16 protein-coding genes are annotated in these 19068 nt (G+C 69.5%); 3 read left to right on the forward strand and 13 right to left on the reverse strand.

The annotated features are described in order from the left end of the window. Nucleotides 1–12: 12 nt before the first annotated feature. The 5 genes from N177_RS14300 to N177_RS14320 all read right to left on the reverse strand — a co-directional run bounded on the left by N177_RS14300 (nt 13) and on the right by N177_RS14320 (nt 6419). Nucleotides 13–555 carry a TRAP transporter small permease gene (locus N177_RS14300; protein WP_023433078.1) on the reverse strand — a complete coding sequence of 181 codons (543 nt, stop codon included), beginning with the start codon at nt 553–555 and terminating at the stop codon, nt 13–15. Further along, the gene (locus N177_RS14305; RefSeq protein WP_023433079.1) at nt 552–1580 is read right to left on the reverse strand and encodes a TRAP transporter substrate-binding protein; all 1029 of its coding nucleotides are present in this window, start codon (nt 1578–1580) and stop codon (nt 552–554) included. The genes N177_RS14300 and N177_RS14305 overlap by 4 nt, the downstream gene beginning before the upstream one ends. Nucleotides 1581–1790: 210 nt before the next feature. Continuing rightward, a complete protein-coding gene (locus tag N177_RS14310; protein WP_023433080.1) occupies nt 1791–4286 on the reverse strand; it encodes a branched-chain amino acid ABC transporter ATP-binding protein/permease in 2496 nt (831 codons plus the stop codon). Next, complete coding sequence (locus tag N177_RS14315) at nt 4283–5155, reverse strand: branched-chain amino acid ABC transporter permease (protein ID WP_200863415.1); 873 nt, start codon at nt 5153–5155, stop codon at nt 4283–4285. Before N177_RS14315 ends, N177_RS14310 begins: the two co-directional genes overlap by 4 nt. Before the next feature lie 67 nt (nt 5156–5222). Beyond that, the gene (locus tag N177_RS14320) at nt 5223–6419 is read right to left on the reverse strand and encodes an ABC transporter substrate-binding protein (protein ID WP_023433082.1); all 1197 of its coding nucleotides are present in this window, start codon (nt 6417–6419) and stop codon (nt 5223–5225) included. 239 nt (nt 6420–6658) lie between these two features. Here N177_RS14320 and N177_RS14325 point away from each other — a divergent pair, with 239 nt between their 5' ends. Then, on the forward strand, nt 6659–7384 hold the full coding sequence (locus tag N177_RS14325; protein WP_023433083.1) for a TetR/AcrR family transcriptional regulator: 726 nt from the start codon (nt 6659–6661) through the stop codon (nt 7382–7384). A 10-nt stretch (nt 7385–7394) separates the two neighbouring features. Here the strand turns inward: N177_RS14325 and N177_RS14330 are convergent, their stop codons facing one another. Both N177_RS14330 and N177_RS14335 read right to left on the reverse strand, forming a co-directional pair. Continuing rightward, nucleotides 7395–8162 (reverse strand): MBL fold metallo-hydrolase, encoded by a 768-nt coding sequence (locus N177_RS14330; protein ID WP_023433084.1) that lies wholly within the window; start codon nt 8160–8162, stop codon nt 7395–7397. A 27-nt stretch (nt 8163–8189) separates the two neighbouring features. Beyond that, a complete protein-coding gene (locus tag N177_RS14335; protein ID WP_023433085.1) occupies nt 8190–9242 on the reverse strand; it encodes an Ldh family oxidoreductase in 1053 nt (350 codons plus the stop codon). A gap of 62 nt (nt 9243–9304) precedes the next feature. Here N177_RS14335 and N177_RS14340 point away from each other — a divergent pair, with 62 nt between their 5' ends. Continuing rightward, the gene (locus N177_RS14340) at nt 9305–10171 is read left to right on the forward strand and encodes an amidohydrolase family protein (protein ID WP_023433086.1); all 867 of its coding nucleotides are present in this window, start codon (nt 9305–9307) and stop codon (nt 10169–10171) included. 41 nt (nt 10172–10212) lie between these two features. Here the strand turns inward: N177_RS14340 and N177_RS14345 are convergent, their stop codons facing one another. The 6 genes from N177_RS14345 to N177_RS14370 all read right to left on the reverse strand — a co-directional run bounded on the left by N177_RS14345 (nt 10213) and on the right by N177_RS14370 (nt 17951). Then, nucleotides 10213–11232, reverse strand: coding sequence for a TRAP transporter substrate-binding protein (locus N177_RS14345; protein WP_023433087.1), 1020 nt, complete (start codon nt 11230–11232; stop codon nt 10213–10215). Nucleotides 11233–11285: 53 nt separating this feature from the next. Next, complete coding sequence (locus tag N177_RS14350; protein ID WP_023433088.1) at nt 11286–12608, reverse strand: TRAP transporter large permease; 1323 nt, start codon at nt 12606–12608, stop codon at nt 11286–11288. Continuing rightward, nucleotides 12605–13150, reverse strand: a complete 546-nt coding sequence (locus tag N177_RS14355) for a TRAP transporter small permease (RefSeq protein WP_023433089.1) — start codon at nt 13148–13150, stop codon at nt 12605–12607. Before N177_RS14355 ends, N177_RS14350 begins: the two co-directional genes overlap by 4 nt. 31 nt (nt 13151–13181) lie before the next feature. Further along, entirely contained in the window at nt 13182–14273 is a 1092-nt protein-coding gene (locus tag N177_RS14360) for an isocitrate/isopropylmalate dehydrogenase family protein (protein ID WP_023433090.1), read from the reverse strand. After that, nucleotides 14273–16888, reverse strand: a complete 2616-nt coding sequence (acnA, locus tag N177_RS14365; RefSeq protein ID WP_040485866.1) for an aconitate hydratase — start codon at nt 16886–16888, stop codon at nt 14273–14275. Before acnA ends, N177_RS14360 begins: the two co-directional genes overlap by 1 nt. Before the next feature lie 130 nt (nt 16889–17018). Next, nucleotides 17019–17951 carry a GntR family transcriptional regulator gene (locus tag N177_RS14370; protein WP_051402408.1) on the reverse strand — a complete coding sequence of 311 codons (933 nt, stop codon included), beginning with the start codon at nt 17949–17951 and terminating at the stop codon, nt 17019–17021. Between the two features lie 199 nt (nt 17952–18150). On the opposite strand from N177_RS14370, the gene N177_RS14375 reads away from it, so the two are divergent. Beyond that, on the forward strand, nt 18151–18954 hold the full coding sequence (locus N177_RS14375) for an NAD-dependent epimerase/dehydratase family protein (protein WP_023433094.1): 804 nt from the start codon (nt 18151–18153) through the stop codon (nt 18952–18954). The last annotated feature ends 114 nt before the right edge of the window (nt 18955–19068 follow it).

Genomic DNA, 19068 nt, shown 5'->3' on the forward strand with positions numbered 1-19068 from the left:
GGAGGAACCTCGTTACGCCGCCGAGCCGGCATGCCCGGTGGCACGCGGTGCGAAGGCTGCCTGCGCGAAGCGGATCGCCATCAGCGCGAAGCCGATCGGCAGGGCGAGATAGACCCACCACATCGGGATCTCGAGCGACGGCGAGAGCTGGCGGAAGTTCATCATCTGCCGCACGAGAGCCACGCCATACCAGGCGAGGACGGCGCAGGAGAGCGAGGAGACGACGAGGCCCGCCGTGAGGACGAGCCGCGCCGGCCGCTCGGGCAGGAACTCCGGCACCGCGTCGATCGTGATGTGCGCCCCCGTTCGCGCGGCGCGACTGCCGCCGATGAAGACGAGCCAGACGATGGCGTAGCGTGTCGCCTCGGCGGCCCAGGGAAGCGCCACGTTGGCCGCGACCCGCAGGACGATGTCGGCGACGAGGAAGCCGACCGACAGCGCCAGGCTCGCGACCATCAGCGTCGCCTCGGCGGCCGTCACCACCCTGTCGAGGAGGCGGAGGACGCCGAGGGCGCCACCCGTTCGGGCGGCGCCTGCCGGAGCGGCGGCGCTCATTGCGTCGCGCCGAGCTCTTCGATCTTCGCGTAGGTGCGGTCGAGGAGATCCTGGCCGATCCTCTCGGCGAACCGAGCGTGGACGGGCTTCATCGCCTCGGAGAACGCGGCGACCTCGTCTGGGCTCAGCTCCACGATCTCGGTCGTCCCGGCGTCTCGGATCTGCTGGAGATAGTCTTCCTGCAGCTCTGCGGATTGCTCGCGCTGGTAGGCGCCGGCCTCCTTCGCGGCCTCGAGCAGGATCTCCTGCGTTTCGGCGTCGAGAGTGTCGAACCACGTCTTCGAGAAGATGAAGGCGGTGCCGAGATAGCCGTGGTTCGAGACCATCAGGTCGTCCTGCACCTCGTAGAACTTCATCTTGAGGATCGAGACGATCGGGTTCTCCTGGCACTCGACCACGCCCTGCTGGAGAGCGGAGTAGGTCTCGGAGAAGGCGACGGGAATCGCGGTCGCTCCGAGCTCCTCGAACTGCGCGATCAGGAGCGGGCTCTCCATCACGCGCACCTTGCGGCCCTGAAGGTCGCCCGGGCTCTTCACGGGGTGGTTGCAGGTCAGCTGCTTGAAACCCGATTCCCAGAAGGAGGCGCCCACGAAGCCCGAGGCGGAGAGGTCGTCGAGGATCTCCTGGCCCACCTCGGAGTCGAGGAAGCCGTATGTGATCTCGCGGCTCGGAAAGAGGAACGGCAGGTCGATCAGCTGCAGGCTGGCGGAGAAGTTCGACAGCTTCGCCGTCGGGATGGGGGCGGCGTGGACGGCGCCGAACTGCATCTGCTGCGCCACCTCGACGTCGTCTCCGAGCGCGTTGTTCGCGAAGATCTGAATGTCGATCGCCCCGCCGGTGCGCTCCTCGACCAGCTCCTCGAAGCGCTGGGCGCCGAGATGCTGCGCGGAGTCCTCGGGAAGGTCGTGATGGAACTTCAGGACCGACTGCGCCTGCACCGACGTCCCGGCGAGGAGCACGGCGGCGGCGGCCACGCCGGCTGAACGGAACTGGCGGGCGGCGAGACTGATCTGGCGGAACATCATCTCGATCCTCTTCTGGTGTGAGAGCCTGGCATTGCCGGCCGTGACGCCGGCAGGTTGTAAGCGGACGCTTACATGACGCTCAGAAATGGTCAATCGTTCAGCAGCATGAAATTTAGGCAACAGGTGATCGCCGACGCGGCATGAGGGGCGTCAGCCGCGGCAGAGCCCGCTCGGATCGTTGGCCGTCTCGATCTCCAGCTGGCCCGGCCTTTAGGACGCGGCGGTGGCGGTGCCGCCGAGATAGGCGTCCTCGAGGGTGCCGTCCCGGCGGATCTCGGCTGCCGTCCCGCCCGCGACGATGACGCCCGACGAGAGGACGTAGGCCCGGTCCGCGACGGCCAGCGCCATCTCCGCCATCTGGTCGACGAGGAGGATCGTCACCCCCTCGTCCCTCAGCTCAGCGAGGATCGTGTAGAGCTCGTGGATCAGCGTCGGCGCGAGGCCCAGCGAGGGCTCGTCGAGGAGCAGCACCTTCGGGCGCGCGACGAGGCCGCGGGCGATCGCGAGCATCTGCTGCTCGCCGCCCGACAGGAAGCCAGCGCGCTGGCCCTTCCGCTCGCGCAGGCGGGGGAACCGGTCGAGCAGCCGCTCGACCTCGCGGCTGAGGTCGGCCGGCGGCCGGCCATATGCGCCGAGCCGGATGTTCTGCACGACGGTCAGTTCCGGGAAGACCTGCCGCCCCTCGGGCACGAGGACGAGGCCGGCGCGGGCGATCCGGTTCGCCGGCCACGCCGCGACGTCCTCTCCGGCGAAGCCGATCGCGCCGCCGACCGGCCGGTGGAGGCCGGCCAGCGCCCGCATGAGGGTCGACTTGCCCGCGCCGTTGGCGCCGAGGACGGCGACGAGCTCCCCCTCGCCCACCTCGAGGTCGAGCCCCTGCAGCACCTCGCTCGCGCCGTAGGAGGCGGAAAGGCCGCTCACCTTAAGCGCCGTGCGGCCGGCCTCGCCGGCCTGGCGGCCGCGCGCCACGACGGGCGCGCCCTCGCCGAGATAGGCCTTCAGCACGACCGGGTTCTCGCGAACCTCCTCCGGCCTGCCTTCGGCGATCTTCCGGCCGGCATCCAGCACCAGGACGTGGTCGGAGATGCCCATCACGAGGCCCATGTCGTGCTCGATGAGGATGATCGTGACGCCGCTGTCGGCGATGCGCCTGAGAAGGCGGGACAGCGCCGCCGTGTCCTCCTCGCCGAGCCCCGCCGCCGGCTCGTCGAGAAGCATGACGGAGGGGTCGAAGGCGAGCGCGCGCGCGATCTCCACGAGGCGCCTGTCGATATGGGCGAGCTCTCCCGCCCGCGCCTCCGGTCGGCCGCGATACCCCACGAAGCCCAGAAGCGCTTCGGCCCGGCGCCGCCGTTCCCCCGTCTCGAGCCGTCGCACCACGTCGCCGGCGCGGGTGCGCCCGAGGATCATCGCCACCATCACGTTGTCGATGACGCTCATCTGCTGGAAGAGCTGCGTCGTCTGGTAGGTCCGCGAGATGCCGGCCCGCGCGACACGGTGCGAGGCGAGCCCCGTCAGGTCGCGGTCGCCGAGCGATATGCGGCCGGAGCCCGGCCTGTAGAAGCCGGCGACGAGGTTCAGCGCCGTCGTCTTTCCAGCCCCGTTCGGCCCGATGATGCTCGTGACCCGGCCCGGCTCCGCCCGGAAGCCCAGCTCCTGCACGGCCCGCACGCCGCCGAAGGAGATCGAGAGGTTCTCGACCTCGAGCGGCCTCCCCTCGCGGCCGTCGAGCGGCAGCGCGGCGGGCCCGCCTGGTTGGCGCTGTCCCTGCGGCGGCCGTGCGAACCGTGCCGCGAGCCCGCTCAAGCCTCCGACGATGCCGCGCGGCGCGACCCGCAACACGACGAGCAGGAGAAGGCCGACGAAGAGAAGCCGATACTCCGCGAGCGAGGAGAAGAGCTCCGGCAGGAGCACGACGACGATTGCCCCCACCACCGGGCCGAGCAGCGTGTCGGCGCCGCCGATCATCACGACGAGCAGGAACAGGATCGATTCGAAGAACGGGAAGCTCTCCGGGCTGATGAAGCCGCTCATGGCGGCGTAGACGCCGCCGGCCACCCCCGCGAAGACGGCCGACAGCGCGAAGGCGACGCAGCGCAGGAGGACGGGGTTGAGCCCGATCGACTGCGCGGCGACTTCGGAATCCCGCAACGCCCGCAGGGCCTTGCCCCACGGGCTCTCGCTGAAGAGGGCGTAGAAGCCGAGCGCCGCGAGCATCAGGACGAGGACGAGGACGGCGATCTCCTGCGGCCCCAGCATCGTGCCGAAGAGGACGGGCGGCATGATGCCCATGATGCCGTTCCAGCCCCCCGTCAGCCAGCCGAGCTCGGCCGCGCTCTGCTCGACGATGAAACCGAAGGCGATGGTGATCATCGCGAGGTAGGGACCGCGGACCCGCAGCGCCGGGACCGACAGCACGGCACCGGCGATGCCCGCCAGGAGGCCGGCGAGCGGCAGCGCGATCCAGAAGCTCCACCCGTGGCCGACGGTCAGGATGGCGACCGTATAGGCGCCGATGGCGTAGAAGCCGACATGGCCGAGCGAGATCTGACCCGTCATGCCGACGAGAACGTTGAGCCCGATGCCGACGATCGCCGTCAGGCCCATGAGAGAGAGCACGAAGAGCTGGTAGCCGTTGCCGACCGCGATGCCCGCCGCGGCGAGCGCGACGAGGGCCCCGAGGGCGAGGAGGTTGCCGTATCTCATACCTTCTTCACCTCCGCCCGGCCGAAGAGGCCGTCCGGCCTGAGCGCGAGCGCGACGATGACGAGGGTGAAGGCGACGATCTGGGTGTAGGTCGAGCCGAAGCTCGCGGTGATCATCGCCTCCGCCACGCCGTAGAGGAGGCCGGCGAACATCACGCCCCAGGGGTTCGTGATGCCGCCCAGGATCGCCACGGCGAAGGCCTTGATCCCGAAGAGCGTGCCCATGGTCGACGAGATCGTGAAGAGCGGAGCGATCAGGATGCCGGCCACTCCGGCGAAGAACCCCGAGAGCGCGAAGGCGCCGGACACGGCCATGCCGACATTGATGCCCATGAGCCGCGCCGCCGCCTGGTTCTGCACGACCGCCATCATCGCGAGGCCGTGCCGGGTCCGGCGGGAGAAGACGGTGAGGGCTACGGCGAGCCCGAGCCCGACGATCGGTATCAGCACCTGCTGCGGCTGGACCCGCAGGCCCGCGAGATCGAACGTGTCGGTGACGAGCGGCGTCGCCGGCATGCCGCGCGGGTCGCGCCCGAAGGTGAAGAGCACGACGTTGTCGATGACGATGCCCAGCGCGACCGTCGCCATCAGCCAGGCATCCGACCCCCGCCGCACGAACGGCCGCACCGCGACGCGCTCCACCACCACGCCCCACAGCGTGCAGGCGAGGAGCACGACGACGACCGCGATCGGCGCGGGCCACCCGAACGTCACCCAGAAGGTGAAGCAGATGACCGCGCCGAGCATCATCGTGGAGCCCTGCGCGAAGTTGACGGTGTTGGAGACGACGTAGGTGACGTAGAAGCCGAGCGCGAGCAGCCCGTACATGCTGCCGAGCCCGAGGCCCGTGATCAGGGCGGAAACGAAGATCATCGAAGGCTCCGGGGCTTCGAGACGTCGCGCCAGTGGCGCCGGCAGGGGCCGGCGCCCGCTCACATCATTCCGTCGGGACGACCTGATCGCCGTCGTAGTGGACCATGATGTAGTCGCCCGCCCCGAGCGCATCGTGATTCTCGGCCGAGAAGGGCTTGTCGTAGGTCTTGATCAGCCCCTCATAGGGCCCATCGAGGTTCTCGAGCGCCTCGCGTATCGCATCGCCGTCGGTCGACCCGGCCTGCTCGATCGCCAGCGCCACGAGATGCATCGCGTCATAGGCGTTCGCGGTGCCGACCGGCGAGAAGATGTCCTCGGGGCCCTCGATCTCCGAGTACTTCTCCTTGAGCGTGTCGAGGAGCTTCTGCCCCACTGGGCCCTGATCGCCGAAGAAGGAGTAGGTCTGCACGAAATGCGCCTCGCCCGCCGTCGGGCCCGCGAGCTCCGGGAAGCGTCCGCCGGAGATCCCCCAGTGCGACACGACGGGAGCGTCCCATCCCATGCGCTCGCGCGACTTCATCACCTGCGCGCCGGGCGGCGCGTTGACGACGAGAATGATCGCCTCGGCGCCGGCATCGCGCAGGCGCGTGAGCTGCGGCGTCATGTCGACGTCGGCGGCCTCGAACTTCTCGACCCCGACGATCTCGACGGCGTCGTTCTCCTCGTCGGCCGCCTCGAGCCCCTTCTCGTTCGATTCGCCCCAGGGGTTGTTGATCAGCATGAGCCCGACCTTCGCCGCGCCGAACTTCTTGTTCGCGTAGTCGAGAAGCTTCACGTCGACGAGCGCGTCGACCGCGGAGACGCGGAAGACGTAGTTCGGATCGGCCCCGTTCTCGGTGATGCCGGTCGCCGCGGCCCAGACACCCATGAACGGCACCTTGCTCTGGTTCGCCAGCGGGACGATCGCGAGCGACACAGGCGAATCGATGCCTCCGAAGATGGCGGCGACCTCCTCGTTGAAGATCAGCTCGCGTGCCGCGATCAGGCCCTTCGGAGGCGTCGACTGGTCGTCGCGCTGGACGAGCTCGAGCATGCGGCCGTCGAGAAGCCCCCCGGCCTCGTTGATCTCGTCGATCGCCATCTGAATCCCGCGCGTGATCGCCTCGCCGGATTGCGCGGACGCCCCCGACAGCGCGGCGACGTGCCCGATCTTGATCGGATCGGCCGCCTGTGCCGTGGTGAAGGGCGTCGCCACCGCGAGCGCCAGAACGGCGCCCCCCATCGCTCGGGCGAGCGTTCTGAACCTCGAGGTCGTCCCCATGCTGACTCTCCCTATCCGGATGTGCCTGGGGCAGGCGTCGCTCCGCCTGCCGGCAGGAAACGATGCAACGGGCGGGCCAATTCGTGCTCTTGTCTGGAAGGGTGGTACCGGCGGCCCGCCGCGCGGTGATAGGTAAGCAAACTTTGACATACCTGGTCCAGCGACAAATGACGCAAGGTCACTTTTCCTGGACGGCGCGGTTGCTCAAAGCCGTTGCAGGTGCACAAGCAGGAGGCAGGATGACCGAGCAGACGAGTGGCACGGAGAACAGGCGCCGGACCGCGTCACGGAAGCAGACGGGGTCGCGCAATGGGCAAGTCACGCCCCACAAGAGGGATGCGGCGGCGACAAGGCAACGCATTCTCGACGCCGCGCGCGAGGCCTTCGCCCAGCACGGCTTCACGGGCGCGCGCATCGATCAGATCGCCCGCGCATCGCAGGCCAACGTTCAGATGCTCTACCGCTATTTCGGCGGCAAGGAAGAGCTGTACCTGGCGGCGCTCGAGGACACCTACGCGCGTATCCGTGCGCTCGAGCGCCAGCTCGACCTCGGTACCCTGGCCCCGGCGGACGGGATGCGCCGCCTCGTGGAGTTCACCTTCGACTACCTCCGGGACAACCCGGAGTTCGTCGCCATGATCCGCAACGAGAACATGGCCGGCGGCCGCTTCGTCCGCCAGCTGCCGATGGTCTCGGACTCGACGCTGCCGCTGCTCGAAGCGGTCAGCGACCTCCTCACCCGCGGCCGCGAGACCGGCGCCTTCAAGCGGCAGGTCGACCCCGGGCAGCTCTACATCACCGTCCTGTCGCTGTGCATCACCCACCTCGCGCAGCGACACACGCTCTCGGTCATGTTTCGCAACGACCTCGGTGCCGACGACTGGCTGGACGAGCGGCGCGCCCATGCGGTCGAGGTCGTCATGGGCTACCTCACGGCCGGCCCCGCACCGACGCCCCGCGGCTGATGCCGGCGCCTCAGGTCCCGCTCAGGCGGAAGAGCCTCGTCTCGTCCATGCCGTCGCCCATCCAGGCGGAGATCGCCGCTTCCCGCTCGCCGAGGAAGCGCGGGACCCCGCCGTCGAGCACCATCGGCAGGTCATGACCCGGGACGAGGACGGTGCCGGGCCGCCTCGTCCAGAAGTCCCAGATCCTGCCGATCGACGCCGCGCTGACGGCGGGATCGAAGGTCATGTCGGTGTCGCGCGAGACGAGCTCCGCCCGGTTCTTCGCCGCATCGCCCGTGAAGACGACGTCGTGCTCCCGGCCCCGAAGCACGAAGATCAGGTGCCCCGGCGTGTGCCCGGGCGCGTCGTAGGCCGTGATGCCGGGCAGCACCTCGTCGCCCTCCGAGACGCGGGCGAGCGTCGGCCAGGTGCTCAGCTCGCGGACGTAGAGCTCCGGCACGGGCGACTCCCCCCACGGCTCGTTCACCGACCAGTCGAGCTCGTCGCCGCCGATCACGATCCGCGCATGGCTGAAGAGCGTCCAGTTGACGGAATGATCGTAGTGCGAATGGGTGAGGAGGACGTCGGTGACGTCCTTCGGCGTCAGGCCGTAGTCGGCGAGCCGCTTGATCAGCGTCTTGCGGACGCCGAAGGCGCCGACGTCGACGAGGGCGACCCGGCCGTGCCCGCGCAGCAGAACGATAGAGCTCCAGCCGAGGCCGCCATGGCACACCGACTTGCCGGGATACCCCTCCACGACGATGTCGATCTCGTAGCCCTCGAGCTTCCAGTTCCTCATGCCGCGATCTCCTCTCCGTGCCTCGACCTACCGCGCCTTGCCCGCCGCTATCGCCCTTATCTCCTCGAGCGTCTCGCGGTCGAGCGCCACCCCCTCCCGCCGTTGCCTGTGCAGCCGCTGAAGCTCGCGCTCGCCGGGCAGGATGACAGGCGTGTCGGGATCGACCCGCGGGGTGTCGTGGATGATGCCGGCGAAGTCCTGCATCCGCGAGCCGAGCCACTCGGACGTCCCGAGCCTTTTGGCGTCGATGAGGACGAAGGCGTGACCCAGATCCTGGGGAGCCTCGGGCTCGTCGACCCAGGACTTCACGTGGGTGAGGAAGGCGGCACCCGACAAGACGCCGGTGAGCATGTCGACCGCGAGGGACAGGCCGTAGCCCTTGTAGCCGCCGAACGGCATGAGGAAGCCCTTCAGCGCGGCGTTCGGGTCGGTCGTGGGACGGCCGGCCCCGTCGGTCGCCCAGCCCTCCGGGATGGGCTCGCCGGCCTTTGCCGCGTTGCGGATCTTCGCGCGGGCGACGACGCTGATCGCCATGTCGAGGATCATCGGATCTCCGCCGGGGTTCGGGAAGCCGAAGCCCATCGGGTTGTTGCCGAGCCGGGCATCGCTGCCACCGGTCGGCGCGATCGTCGTCGTTGCGTTGCTGGCGATGAGGCTCGCGAAGCCCTGCTCCGCGGCGAGGTAGGCGTAGGGCGCGACGGGTCCGAAGTGGTTCGAGCCCCGGCACAGCGCGACCCCCACACCGGTCTCCGCCGCCGCCGTCATCGCCTCGCGCAGCGCGACCATCCCCACGGCGGGGCCGAGCCCGTTGTCGCCGTCGACCCGGATGATCGCGGGGGCGACATGCTCCGGCGTGATCCGGGCGCCGGCCTTGATGCCGCCGATGCGCAGGCGCTCGCCGTAGGAGATCACGCGCATCACGCCATGGGTGTGGACGCCCATCAGGTCTGCGAGGACGAGGATCTCCGCCGTGTCCTCCGCCTGGGCGGCCGGAACGCCGAGAGCCTCGAGCGCCTCGAGCGCAAGCCCGCGCAGTTCCTGTTCGCCGATCACGTCCTGATTTGGCTTCGGGGTGGTCATGTCAGTCCTTCTCTGGTCAAGAAGAGGCGGGCCAGCGGGCTCGCCTGTAACGAGGAGCAAGAATGCCGGACACCGTCTTTCCGCCGCCGCGAAGCTGCGACTGCCACGCCCACGTGATCGGGCCGAAATCGCGCTTTCCGCTCGTGAGCCCGCGGGCCTACACGCCGCCTGACGCGCCGGTCGAGGATCTCGAGGCGATGCTCGGCGGGCTCGGGCTCGAGCGCGTCGTGCTGGTGCAGACGAGCATCTTCGGCACGGACAACGGCTGCATGCTGGACGCGATGGCGCGCCTCGGCGGAAGGGCGCGCGGCGTCGCGGTTCCGGGAGACAATGCTACGGGCAGCCTCCTCGACGAGATGCACGGCGCCGGCGTGCGCGGCATCCGCGTCAATCTCGCGACGCTCGGGCTGAACGATCCCGGCGAGGCGCGACGCGGGCTCGGCGCGGTCGCGGACACCTGCGCGCGGAACGGCTGGCATCTGCAGATCTTCACCTCCGCCGCGACGATCGCGGCGCTCAAGGCGGAGTTCGCCGAGCTGCCCGTCCCGATCGTCATCGACCATTTCGGCCTCCTGTCTCCCGCCTCGGACGGTGGCCCGGAGGAGGCGGCGATCCTGCGCCTCCTCGGCAGCGGCAAGGCCTGGGTCAAGCTGTCGGGGACCTACCGTCTCGACCCGCCGGATCTCGACGGCCGCATGGCGGATCTGGCGCGGCGCCTTCACCGGGCGAACCCCGAACGCATCGTGTGGGGGTCGGACTGGCCGCACACGCCGGCCCACCCGGGCGGCGCCAGTGCCGACGACGCGGAGCTGCCGTTCAGGGAGCTCGACGACCGCGCCCTTCTCGGCACGATCCGGGAGTGGTTCGACGAGCCGCGCCGGTGGCAGGAGATCCTGGTCGCCAATCCGGCGCGGCTCTACGATTTCTGAGTGCGGGGCGGGCGGACCGTCGCGGCCGCCCGCCGCCTGCCTCACTGCTCGACGCCGCCGATCCTGCGGAGGGCGTTCATCGCCTCCTCGCCGATCGCGTCCGCGCCGAATCGCTGCCAGACGGGCTGCATCGCCGCGACCCACTTCTCGCGGTCCTCCTCGCTGACCTCGTGGATCGTCTTGCCGAGCTCCTCGACCTTCGCGTAGGCCTCGTCGTTCTCGATCCGGGTGTTCTCCCAGTTCCATTCGGTCGCCACGTCGAGGGCCTCCTGGATGCCCTGGCGCACCTCCTCGGAGAGGCCGTCCCACCACTGCTTGTTCGCCCCGACGATGTAGAACGAGTAGTAGTAGTGGAGCTTCGTGAGCTGATCGATCATCTCGTCGAGGCCGGCGCCGACGAGCGCGTTCGGGGTCGGCTCGACCGCGTCGAGAACGCCCTGCTGCATCGCGGTCGGCACCTCGCTCCACGACATCGCGACGACATGCGCGTTGACCGCCTCGAAGGCGGCGATGTCGATCGGGATCGACTGCACGCGGATCTTAACGCCGGCCATGTCCTCCGGCGTCACGATCGCCTTGGATCCGGTGTAGCCGAGGTCGCGCGGCCCGTTCATCCAGATCGCGACGGGCGTCACGTTCTTGGCCTCCATGTCCTCGAAGATCGCCGCGCGGATCGTCGGGTCCTCCATGGCCTCCTGGATCTGGTCCGGCGTCGACAGGAGGAACGGCAGCGACAGCGCGTTCACGTTCGGCGCGATCGTGGCGTAGTGGCCGGAGGTCGGGGCGATGATATGGGCGCTGCCGAGCTGCAGGCCCTGGATCTGCGTGTTCTGGTCGAAGAGCGCACCGGAATGGTGGAGCTCGACGGCCACCGCGTCGCCGAGGCGCTTCTCGATCTCCTCCTTCAGGAGCTCGAACGTCTTGCCCTTCACGCCGACGGCATTGTTATCGTTCGACATGATGACCGGGGTCTGGGCGGCGGCGCCGCCGACGCCCGCGAGGCCGGCCGCCGCGGCGATCGCCGCCGCCGCCGTGAGGTTGAGCCACTTCGAGGTCTTCATGGGGGGTCCTCCCTTGGTGTGTCGCCGCTTTCCACGGCTTCGGTGTTGAGGCGTCAGCCGAACATGAGGCCCGGCAGGAAGAGGGAAATCCAGGGCACGTAGGTGACGAGGATCAGGACGCTGCCGGTGACGATCATCCACGGCAGCGCGGCCTTGAACACGTCGAAGACCGGCAGTCCCGAGACGCTCGACCCGACGAACAGGTTGAGGCCGACGGGCGGCGTCACGAGCGCCAGCTCGATGTTCACGATGACGATGACGCCGAAATGCACGGGATCGATCCCCATCGCCGTCGCCGCCGGGAAGAGAACCGGCACGAACATCAGGATAACCGGCACGCCTTCGAGGAAGAAGCCGATGATCATCAGCACGACGTTGACGAGGAGCAGGAACGCCCATGGCGGCATGTCCATGGCGATCAGCGCGTTCGAGATCGCCTGCGGCACGCCGAGCTTCGTCAGGAAGAAGGCGAAGAGGAGTGCGTTGGTCGCGATGAAGAAGATCATGCCGACCGCCGGCGCCGTGGCGACGATGGTGCGCACCGCGCCGCGCACGGAGAGCTCGCGGTAGACGAACATGCCGATCAGGAGCGCGAGGCTCGCCGCGACGACGGACGCCTCGGTCGGCGTGAAGATCGCGCCGCCGGAGTGGCTCAGGCCCGCGAAGTCGAAGCGCGGCAGGCCGTAGATGCCGATGATGATGATCAGCGGCAGGCTGAGCGCGGGCCCCGCCCTCTTGAAGGCTCGCCAGCGCTCGCCCCAAGACGCCTTCGGCCGCGGCGGTATGTCCTCGCGGCGGGCGAGGTAGCTCGCCATCAGCATCATGCCCCCGCCGTAGATGAGGCCCGGCACGATGCCGGCGATGAAGAGCCTGGTGATCGAGGTCTCGGTGATGAAGCCGTAGAGGATCATCGGGATCGAGGGCGGGATCAGGATGCCGATCGATCCCGCGGTCGCCAGCGCCCCGATCGAGTATCGGGCGGTGTAGCCCTCGCGCAGGAGCGCGGGATACATGACGCGGCCGACGGCGGCCACCGTTGCGGGGCTCGAGCCGGAGATCGCGGCGAAGAAGATGCAGCTCAGGACGGAGGTGACGCCGAGGCCGCCGCGCCAGTGCCCGACGATCGAGTTCGCGAAGTCGATGAGCCGCCGGACGAGCCCGCCGTTCTCCATGAGGGCTGCCGCAAAGAAGAAGAACGGCACTGCCATCAGGGTGAAGTGGTCGAGATTGGCGAGGACCTTCTGACCGATCACCGCGATCGGGATCGGCGACATCAGGAGCGACGTCACGATGACCGACCCACCGAGCGCCACGGCGATGGGCGCGCCGATCGCGATCAGAAGGAAGAAGAGGACGATCAGGGTCGCGGTGATCATTCGCCGGGCTCCTGAGCGGCGGCGACGCGCGCGGCCTCGGAATGCTCGGGGCGGCCCGTCTCCTCGCCGCCGGCCTCGCGCAGGAGAAGGATCACGTAGCGGGCGCAGAAGAAGCCCATCGTGACCGGGACGATGAGGAAGGTCATCCAGACCGGCAGGTTCGAGGCCGGCGAGACGATTCCCATCGACTTCGTGAAGACGACGTACTGCAGGCCGGCATAGGCGAAGAAGGCGCAGAGGCTCAGGGACACGACGTAGCGGAGGATCCGCAGCACCGTCTGGACCCTCTGCGGCATCAGGAGCGGCAGGATGTCGACCCGCACGTGCCCGTCCTCCCGCACCGCGCGGCTGCCGGCGAACAGCATCGCGGCGACCGTCATGAGGACGAAGACGGCTTCCGACCAGGTGTAGCCCGTGTTGAAGGCGTAGCGCATCACGACCTGCGCCGTCCCGAGTACGAGCGCCGCGACGGACAGGACGGCGATGACGACGAACTCGATCCTCGACAGGATCGTATCGACGAGATTGAGTGCCGTTTTCATTGTTCTCTCCCCCAGGTGGCCGGCGGCCGCCTCACCCCCGCGCCGACCCGATCGCCCCGACCACCGCGCCGGTGAAGGCGTCGGTTCCGAGCGAGCCGCCGATGTCGCGGGTCCGCGTCTCCGGCGCCGAGATCGTCGCCTGCAGGGCCTGCTGGATCATCGATGCGGCCCTCTGGAAGGCGGCATCGCCCCGGCGCGTGCCGAGCCAGTGGAGGAGCATCGCCGCGGACCCGATCAGCGATGCCGGGTTGGCGATCCCGCGGCCGGCGATATCGGGCGCCGAGCCGTGCTGGGCCTGGGCGACCGCATGGTCCCGCCCGGCGTTGAGCGAGGCGGCGAGCCCGAGGCTCCCGGCGATCTCGGAGGCCTGGTCGGACAGGATGTCGCCGAACATGTTCGTCGTGACGATGACGTCGAAGGCGGAGGCGTCGCGAACGAGGAGGGCCGCCATCGCGTCGATGATGCGCTCCTCGTACTCGACCTCGGGATAGCGCTTCGCCACCTCCCTCGTGCATTCGAGATAAAGCCCGTCGGACAGCCGCATGACGTTGCCCTTGTGGACGCTCGTGACCTTCCTGCGGGGGCGCTTCATGGCGAGCTCGAACGCGGCCTCGGCGATCCGCATCGAGCCCTCGCGGGTGATCTTGCGCACGGCGAGAGCGACGTCGGGCGTCGGCATGAACTCGCCGCCGCCCGCGAACATGTTGCGATCGGCGTAGAAGCCCTCGGTGTTCTCGCGCACGATGACGAGATCGACGTCCTTGCCGCAGCGGGGCGGCAGGCCCGGGATCGTCTTCGCGGGCCTGATATTCGCGTAGAGGTCGAGCCTGATCCTCAGCTCGCCCGAGGGGTTCGGCCCGCCTTCGGCCTTGGGCGGATACTCGTTGTGCGAGACCGGGCCGAGCACCGTGCCGTCGGCGGCCTTGCAGATCTGGAAGGTCTCGTCGGGAAAGGTCGTGCCCGTGCGCTTCAGCGCGTCGAAGCCGATATCCGCCTCCTCGTAGGCGAGATCGAGGCCGCAGGCCTCCGCCGCGGCGTCCAGCACGCGCAGGGTCGCGTCGGTGATCTCTGGGCCGATCCCGTCACCTTTCAGGACTGCGAGACGGACGGAACTGTTCGGCATCAGACGGCCTTTCTTGCGGGCTTTGCGTGGGTGGTTCGGTTCAGCATGAACGGCAGGACGCCGCCGTGGCGCAGGAGCTCGCACTCCTGGGCCGTGTCGACGAGGGCGTGAGCGGTGAAGCGTGTCTCGCGGCCGTCCGTCTCGATCAGCACGGGAACGGCGGCGCCCGGTTCGATCGCGGCCGGGTCGGCATCGATCTCGATCCGGCTCGACGGCTCGAGACCGAGGGCCGAGACGTGGACCCCGGCAGGCAGCCGGAGCGGCAGGATCCCCATCCCGATCAGGTTCGAGCGGTGAATCCGCTCGAAGCTCGACGCGAGAACTGCCTCGACGCCGAGGAGCGCCGGCCCCTTCGCCGCCCAGTCGCGCGACGAGCCCGAGCCGTAGCGCTCGCCGGCGACCATGACGAGGCGGTGCCCCGCTTCGCACATCCGTGCGGCCGCCTCGAAGGCCGGGACGGGCACGGGGTCGAGCAGCGTCACGGTCTCGCCCGGCCGGGCCTCAGGGCAAAGCAGGTTCTCCGCGTTGCGGTTCGTGAAGGCGCCGCGCAGCATGACCTCGAAATTGCCGCGCCGGGCGGCGAAGACGTTGAGGTCGCGGGCGTCCTGCCCCTGGCCCTGAAGGTGTCTGCCGGCGCTGCCCTCCGGCGGGATGGCCCCGGCCGGCGAGATGTGGTCGGTCGTGATGTCGTCGCCGAGCACGATCAGCGGCGCCGCGACGAGCGATCCTGGCTGCCTCACCCTGCCCCGCTCGACGAAGGGCGGCCGGCGCAGATAGGTGGAAGCCGGATCCCAGGGAAAGCGCGTCGAACTCGGAGCATCGAGCGCCGCCCAGTCGGGGCTATCCATCGCCTCGCCGTAGCTGCGGCCAATGTCGCCGCTGTCGAGGCCGGCGGTGACCGCGGCGTCGATCTCGGCCTCGCCCGGCCAGATATCCTCGAGCCGGACCTCGCGTCCATCGCCCGAGCGTCCGAGCGGGCGGTGCCCGATATCGCCGCGCAGGGAGCCTGCGAGCGCGAAGGCGACCACCATCGGCGGCGAGCAGAGGAAGCCGTTCTCGATCAGCGGGTGGACGCGTCGCGAGAAATTGCGGTTGCCGGAGAGGACGGCGACGACCTCCGCCCCGCGCTCGCGCACGGCCGCCTCGACCTCGGGCACGAGCGGGCCCGAGTTGCCGATGCATGTCGTGCAGCCGATGCCGACCACGTCGAACCCCACCGCCGCCAGATCCGACAGAAGGCCGGCCCGCTCGAGGTAGCGCGTGGCGACCGTCGAACCCGGCGCGAAGGAGGTCTTCACCCAGGGGGGTGGCTTGAGCCCCAGCCGGCGGGCGTTGCGCGCGAGGAGCCCCGCCGCGACCAGCATGCGCGGATCGGCGCTGTTCGTGCACGAGGTGATGGCGGCGATCGCCACGGCCGCCGGCGGCAGCGCGCCGTCGGTGTCGGGCCGCGTCTCGGCCCAGGCGGCGACCGCGGCCGGAGCTTGCGCGTCCTGCGGGCGGGTCGGCCCGGCGATCGTCGTGGCGAGCCCGTCGAGGTCGATCTCGACCGTCTCGTCGTAGTCGGGCACCGAGTCCGGCTCGGCCCACAGCCCCTGCAGCCGCGCGAACGCCTCCACGAGCGCGACGTGCCCCTCGTCGCGGCCCGTCGTACGGAGGTAGCGGAGCGTGTGGCGGTCGATTGGGAAGAAGCCCGTCGTCGCGCCGTATTCCGGGGCCATGTTCGCCACCGCCGCACGCGCACCCACCGGCAGGTGGCCGAGCCCCTCGCCGAAGAACTCGACGAACGCTCCCACCACCCCGTGCCGGCGCAGCCGCTCCGTCACGACAAGCGCCAGATCCGTCGCCATCACGCCGGGCCGCAGGCGCCCCGTCAGGCGAACCCCGACCACCTTCGGCAACGCCAGGGTGAGCGGCAGGCCGAACATCGCCATCTCCGCCTCCAGTCCGCCGACGCCCCAGGCGAGCATGCCGAGCGCGTTGATCATCGGCGTGTGGCTGTCCGTGCCGACGAGCGTGTCCGGCCGCACGAGACGCGCGTCCCGCGGATCCCGCACCGCGACCTTCGACAGCCACTCGATGTTCACGGTGTGGAGGATGCCGGTGCCCGGCGGGAAGACCGTCAGGTTCTCGAAGGTCCGGTCGGCCCACTTGAGAAAGCGGTAGCGCTCCGCGTTGCGCGCCATCTCCCGCTTCATGTTGAACGAGATCGCGTCACTGCTCGCGAAGCGGTCGACCGCGACCGAGTGGTCGATCATCGCGTGGATCGGCAGGACCGGGTTGAGCGATGCGGGATCGCCTCCCCGTTCGGCCACCGCGTCGCGCAGCGCCGCCACGTCGACGAGCGCGGGGACCGACGTCGTGTCGTGCATCAGGATCCGGCCGGGGCGAAAGGCAATCTCGCCCGCCGGCCGGCCACCTCGCGCCCGCTCGAGAAGGAGCCTCGCGCTCTCATCCGCCTGCTCGTCTCCCGCGGCGGCGAGCGCGTTCTCCAGGAGGATCCGCAGCGTGTGGGGAAGACGAGGGAGAGCGCTGCCGGCAAAGCCCCGGACGTCCACCGCGCGAAGTCGGTGTCCGGCGGCCTCGAACTCGGCAACTGGCGGATGGCCAACCCCCATCACGCGCGCCCCTCTCCCGGATGTCAGCTTTGTTGTTGGCGGCGAGATTGCGCATCTTGCGGCAAAAATGCAATCCCCAATCTGCAGCTACGGCTGAAGGCTGACGCACGGCTGCGCGTGCGGCGCCTCCTCAGGCCTCGGGCTCGAGGAGGCGCCTGATCTTCTTGAGGTTGTTCACGACGCTCTGCAGGTGCACCCGCATCGCCTCGGCCGCCTCCTCCTGGCGACCACGCTCGACGAGGTCGAGGATCTCCAGGTGCTGTGCTGCCTGGCTGTAGTAGCGGGACCGGTCGATCATCGATCGGTAGGACAGAAGGCGCCGCACCCGGTTCACCCGCTTCAGCGCCTCGAGGAAGAAGGGGTTGCCGGAAGCCGTCGCCAGTGCCTCGTGGAAGTCGACGCCCTTGTCGTGCAGCTCGTCGGCCGACAGCGTGTCGATCTCTCCGGCGAGCAGCCGCTCCTCGACCCGCCGCCACTTCGCCGCCTCGCGGCGCGGCAGGTGGAAGCTCGGCTCGAGCAGCGCGTTCGGCTCGAGCGCCATGCGCAGGCGGTATGTCTGGTCGAGCGCCTCGGGCGTCGTCAGGATGGCGGAGAAGGTCCACCCGTAACCACGGCGGCGCTCGGCCCAGCCCTCCCGCGAGATGCGGTTCAGGAGCGTCGCGAGCTCGCCGCGCGTCAGGCCGTAGCGCTCGCGGAGATGCGTTTCGGAGACCTGGTCCTCGAGCGCGCCCCGCAGGCGGTCCTCGGCGATGCGGAAATAGACATCGCGCAGCTCGTCGTGGCCCGAGAGGCCGAGCTCCTTCGGCGAGCCGCCCCTGGCGCCGGTGAGAAAGAAGCCGCGATTCGGCTCGTGGACGACGAGCCCCTTCTCGGAGAGGAGCCGCAGGGCCTGCGTGACCGGCGATCGGGAGACGGAGAGCCGGTCGGCGAGGTGCTGCGCCGACATGTGGGCGCCCGTCGACAGCTGCTCGGCCTCGATGTGGTCGACGATGCGCGCGGCCACCTCCTGCGTGATCTCGCGCCGCCGCCGCCGCTCGCGGGTTCCCTCCTGCTGCCCGTCCATCTCTTTCATCCGTCTGCCGCCCGCCGACGACGCATGCCCGATTTCCGCCGCCCGACCACGGGATGCACGATTTCCGCCGCCCATGGCAATCGCCGCGCCCGCGAGAGGCGCATGCCACGCCACGGCCGGATTGTGCTTCTTGCACATGATATGCAGATTACGCCGCCTCTGTGACATATCGATCCCCCGGGAGGGCATTTTGGACACCATCATGATCACCGGCGCCGCCGGCCGCATCGCCACCGTGGCGCGGCGGGCGCTGCGCGACCATCCGGCGCGGCTTCGGCTCGTCGACCTGCGCGAAGCGGAGGAGTTGGCCGACGACGAGGAGATGATCGTGGGCGACTGCGCCGACCTCGAGACGATGCGCCGGGCGAGCGAGGGCGTCGACTGCGTGATCCACCTCGCAGGCATTCCCACCGAGGCGCCCTGGGAGGAGCTTCTGCCGGCGAACTACGTCTCGACCTACAATGCCTTCGAGGCGGCCCGGCTCGGCGGCGCGAAGCGCTTCATCTTCGCGAGCTCGAACCACGCCGTCGGCTATCACGACGTGCGCGAGGTGCTCGGACCGGAGGCCGAGCCGAGGCCGGACGGCCTCTACGGCGTGGCGAAGGTGTTCGGAGAAGCGCTCGGCCGGCTCTACTCCGACCGCCACGGGCTCGAGGTCTGCTCGCTCAGGATCGGATCGTTCCGCGAGCGTCCCCTCAACCAGCGCGAGCTCGCGACGTGGATCAGCCCGCGAGACATGGGCCAGCTGATCCGCCGCTGCGTCGATGCCCCGCCGTTCCGGTATTTCGCCGCCTACGGCGTCTCGGCCAACCGCCGGCGGCGCTGGACGAATGGTGAGCTGGACGAGTGGCTCGGATACAGGCCCGAGGACGATGCCGAGATCTACGCCGCCGAGCTTTCCGGGCCGGAGCACGAGGAGGGCCCGATCGGCGGGCGCTTCCACGGCGGCCCCTATTGTGACCCCGACTTCAAGGGATCTCCCCGGCCGCGATAGGGAAAGAAGCCGGGCCGCCCTCGGCATGCGAAGGCTCCTCACTCAAGGCGCCTGTTCGGTGCTACACCACGAGCGCGCCCCCTTGCACCGGCACACCCAGCGGGCCCCGTAACC

The organism is Lutibaculum baratangense AMV1, from assembly GCF_000496075.1.
Lineage (GTDB): Bacteria > Pseudomonadota > Alphaproteobacteria > Rhizobiales > Tepidamorphaceae > Lutibaculum > Lutibaculum baratangense.

Excerpts from the sequence above, each read along its gene's own strand:
- N177_RS14300 (WP_023433078.1), bottom strand. The coding sequence starts at position 555 with ATGAGCGCCGCCGCTCCGGCAGGCGCCGCCCGAACGGGTGGCGCCCTC.
- N177_RS14305 (WP_023433079.1), bottom strand. The coding sequence starts at position 1,580 with ATGATGTTCCGCCAGATCAGTCTCGCCGCCCGCCAGTTCCGTTCAGCC.
- N177_RS14310 (WP_023433080.1), bottom strand. The coding sequence starts at position 4,286 with ATGAGATACGGCAACCTCCTCGCCCTCGGGGCCCTCGTCGCGCTCGCC.
- N177_RS14320 (WP_023433082.1), bottom strand. The coding sequence starts at position 6,419 with ATGGGGACGACCTCGAGGTTCAGAACGCTCGCCCGAGCGATGGGGGGC.
- N177_RS14325 (WP_023433083.1), top strand. The coding sequence starts at position 6,659 with ATGACCGAGCAGACGAGTGGCACGGAGAACAGGCGCCGGACCGCGTCA.
- N177_RS14330 (WP_023433084.1), bottom strand. The coding sequence starts at position 8,162 with ATGAGGAACTGGAAGCTCGAGGGCTACGAGATCGACATCGTCGTGGAG.
- N177_RS14335 (WP_023433085.1), bottom strand. The coding sequence starts at position 9,242 with ATGACCACCCCGAAGCCAAATCAGGACGTGATCGGCGAACAGGAACTG.
- N177_RS14340 (WP_023433086.1), top strand. The coding sequence starts at position 9,305 with ATGCCGGACACCGTCTTTCCGCCGCCGCGAAGCTGCGACTGCCACGCC.
- N177_RS14345 (WP_023433087.1), bottom strand. The coding sequence starts at position 11,232 with ATGAAGACCTCGAAGTGGCTCAACCTCACGGCGGCGGCGGCGATCGCC.
- N177_RS14350 (WP_023433088.1), bottom strand. The coding sequence starts at position 12,608 with ATGATCACCGCGACCCTGATCGTCCTCTTCTTCCTTCTGATCGCGATC.
- N177_RS14355 (WP_023433089.1), bottom strand. The coding sequence starts at position 13,150 with ATGAAAACGGCACTCAATCTCGTCGATACGATCCTGTCGAGGATCGAG.
- N177_RS14360 (WP_023433090.1), bottom strand. The coding sequence starts at position 14,273 with ATGCCGAACAGTTCCGTCCGTCTCGCAGTCCTGAAAGGTGACGGGATC.
- acnA (WP_040485866.1), bottom strand. The coding sequence starts at position 16,888 with ATGGGGGTTGGCCATCCGCCAGTTGCCGAGTTCGAGGCCGCCGGACAC.
- N177_RS14370 (WP_051402408.1), bottom strand. The coding sequence starts at position 17,951 with ATGGACGGGCAGCAGGAGGGAACCCGCGAGCGGCGGCGGCGGCGCGAG.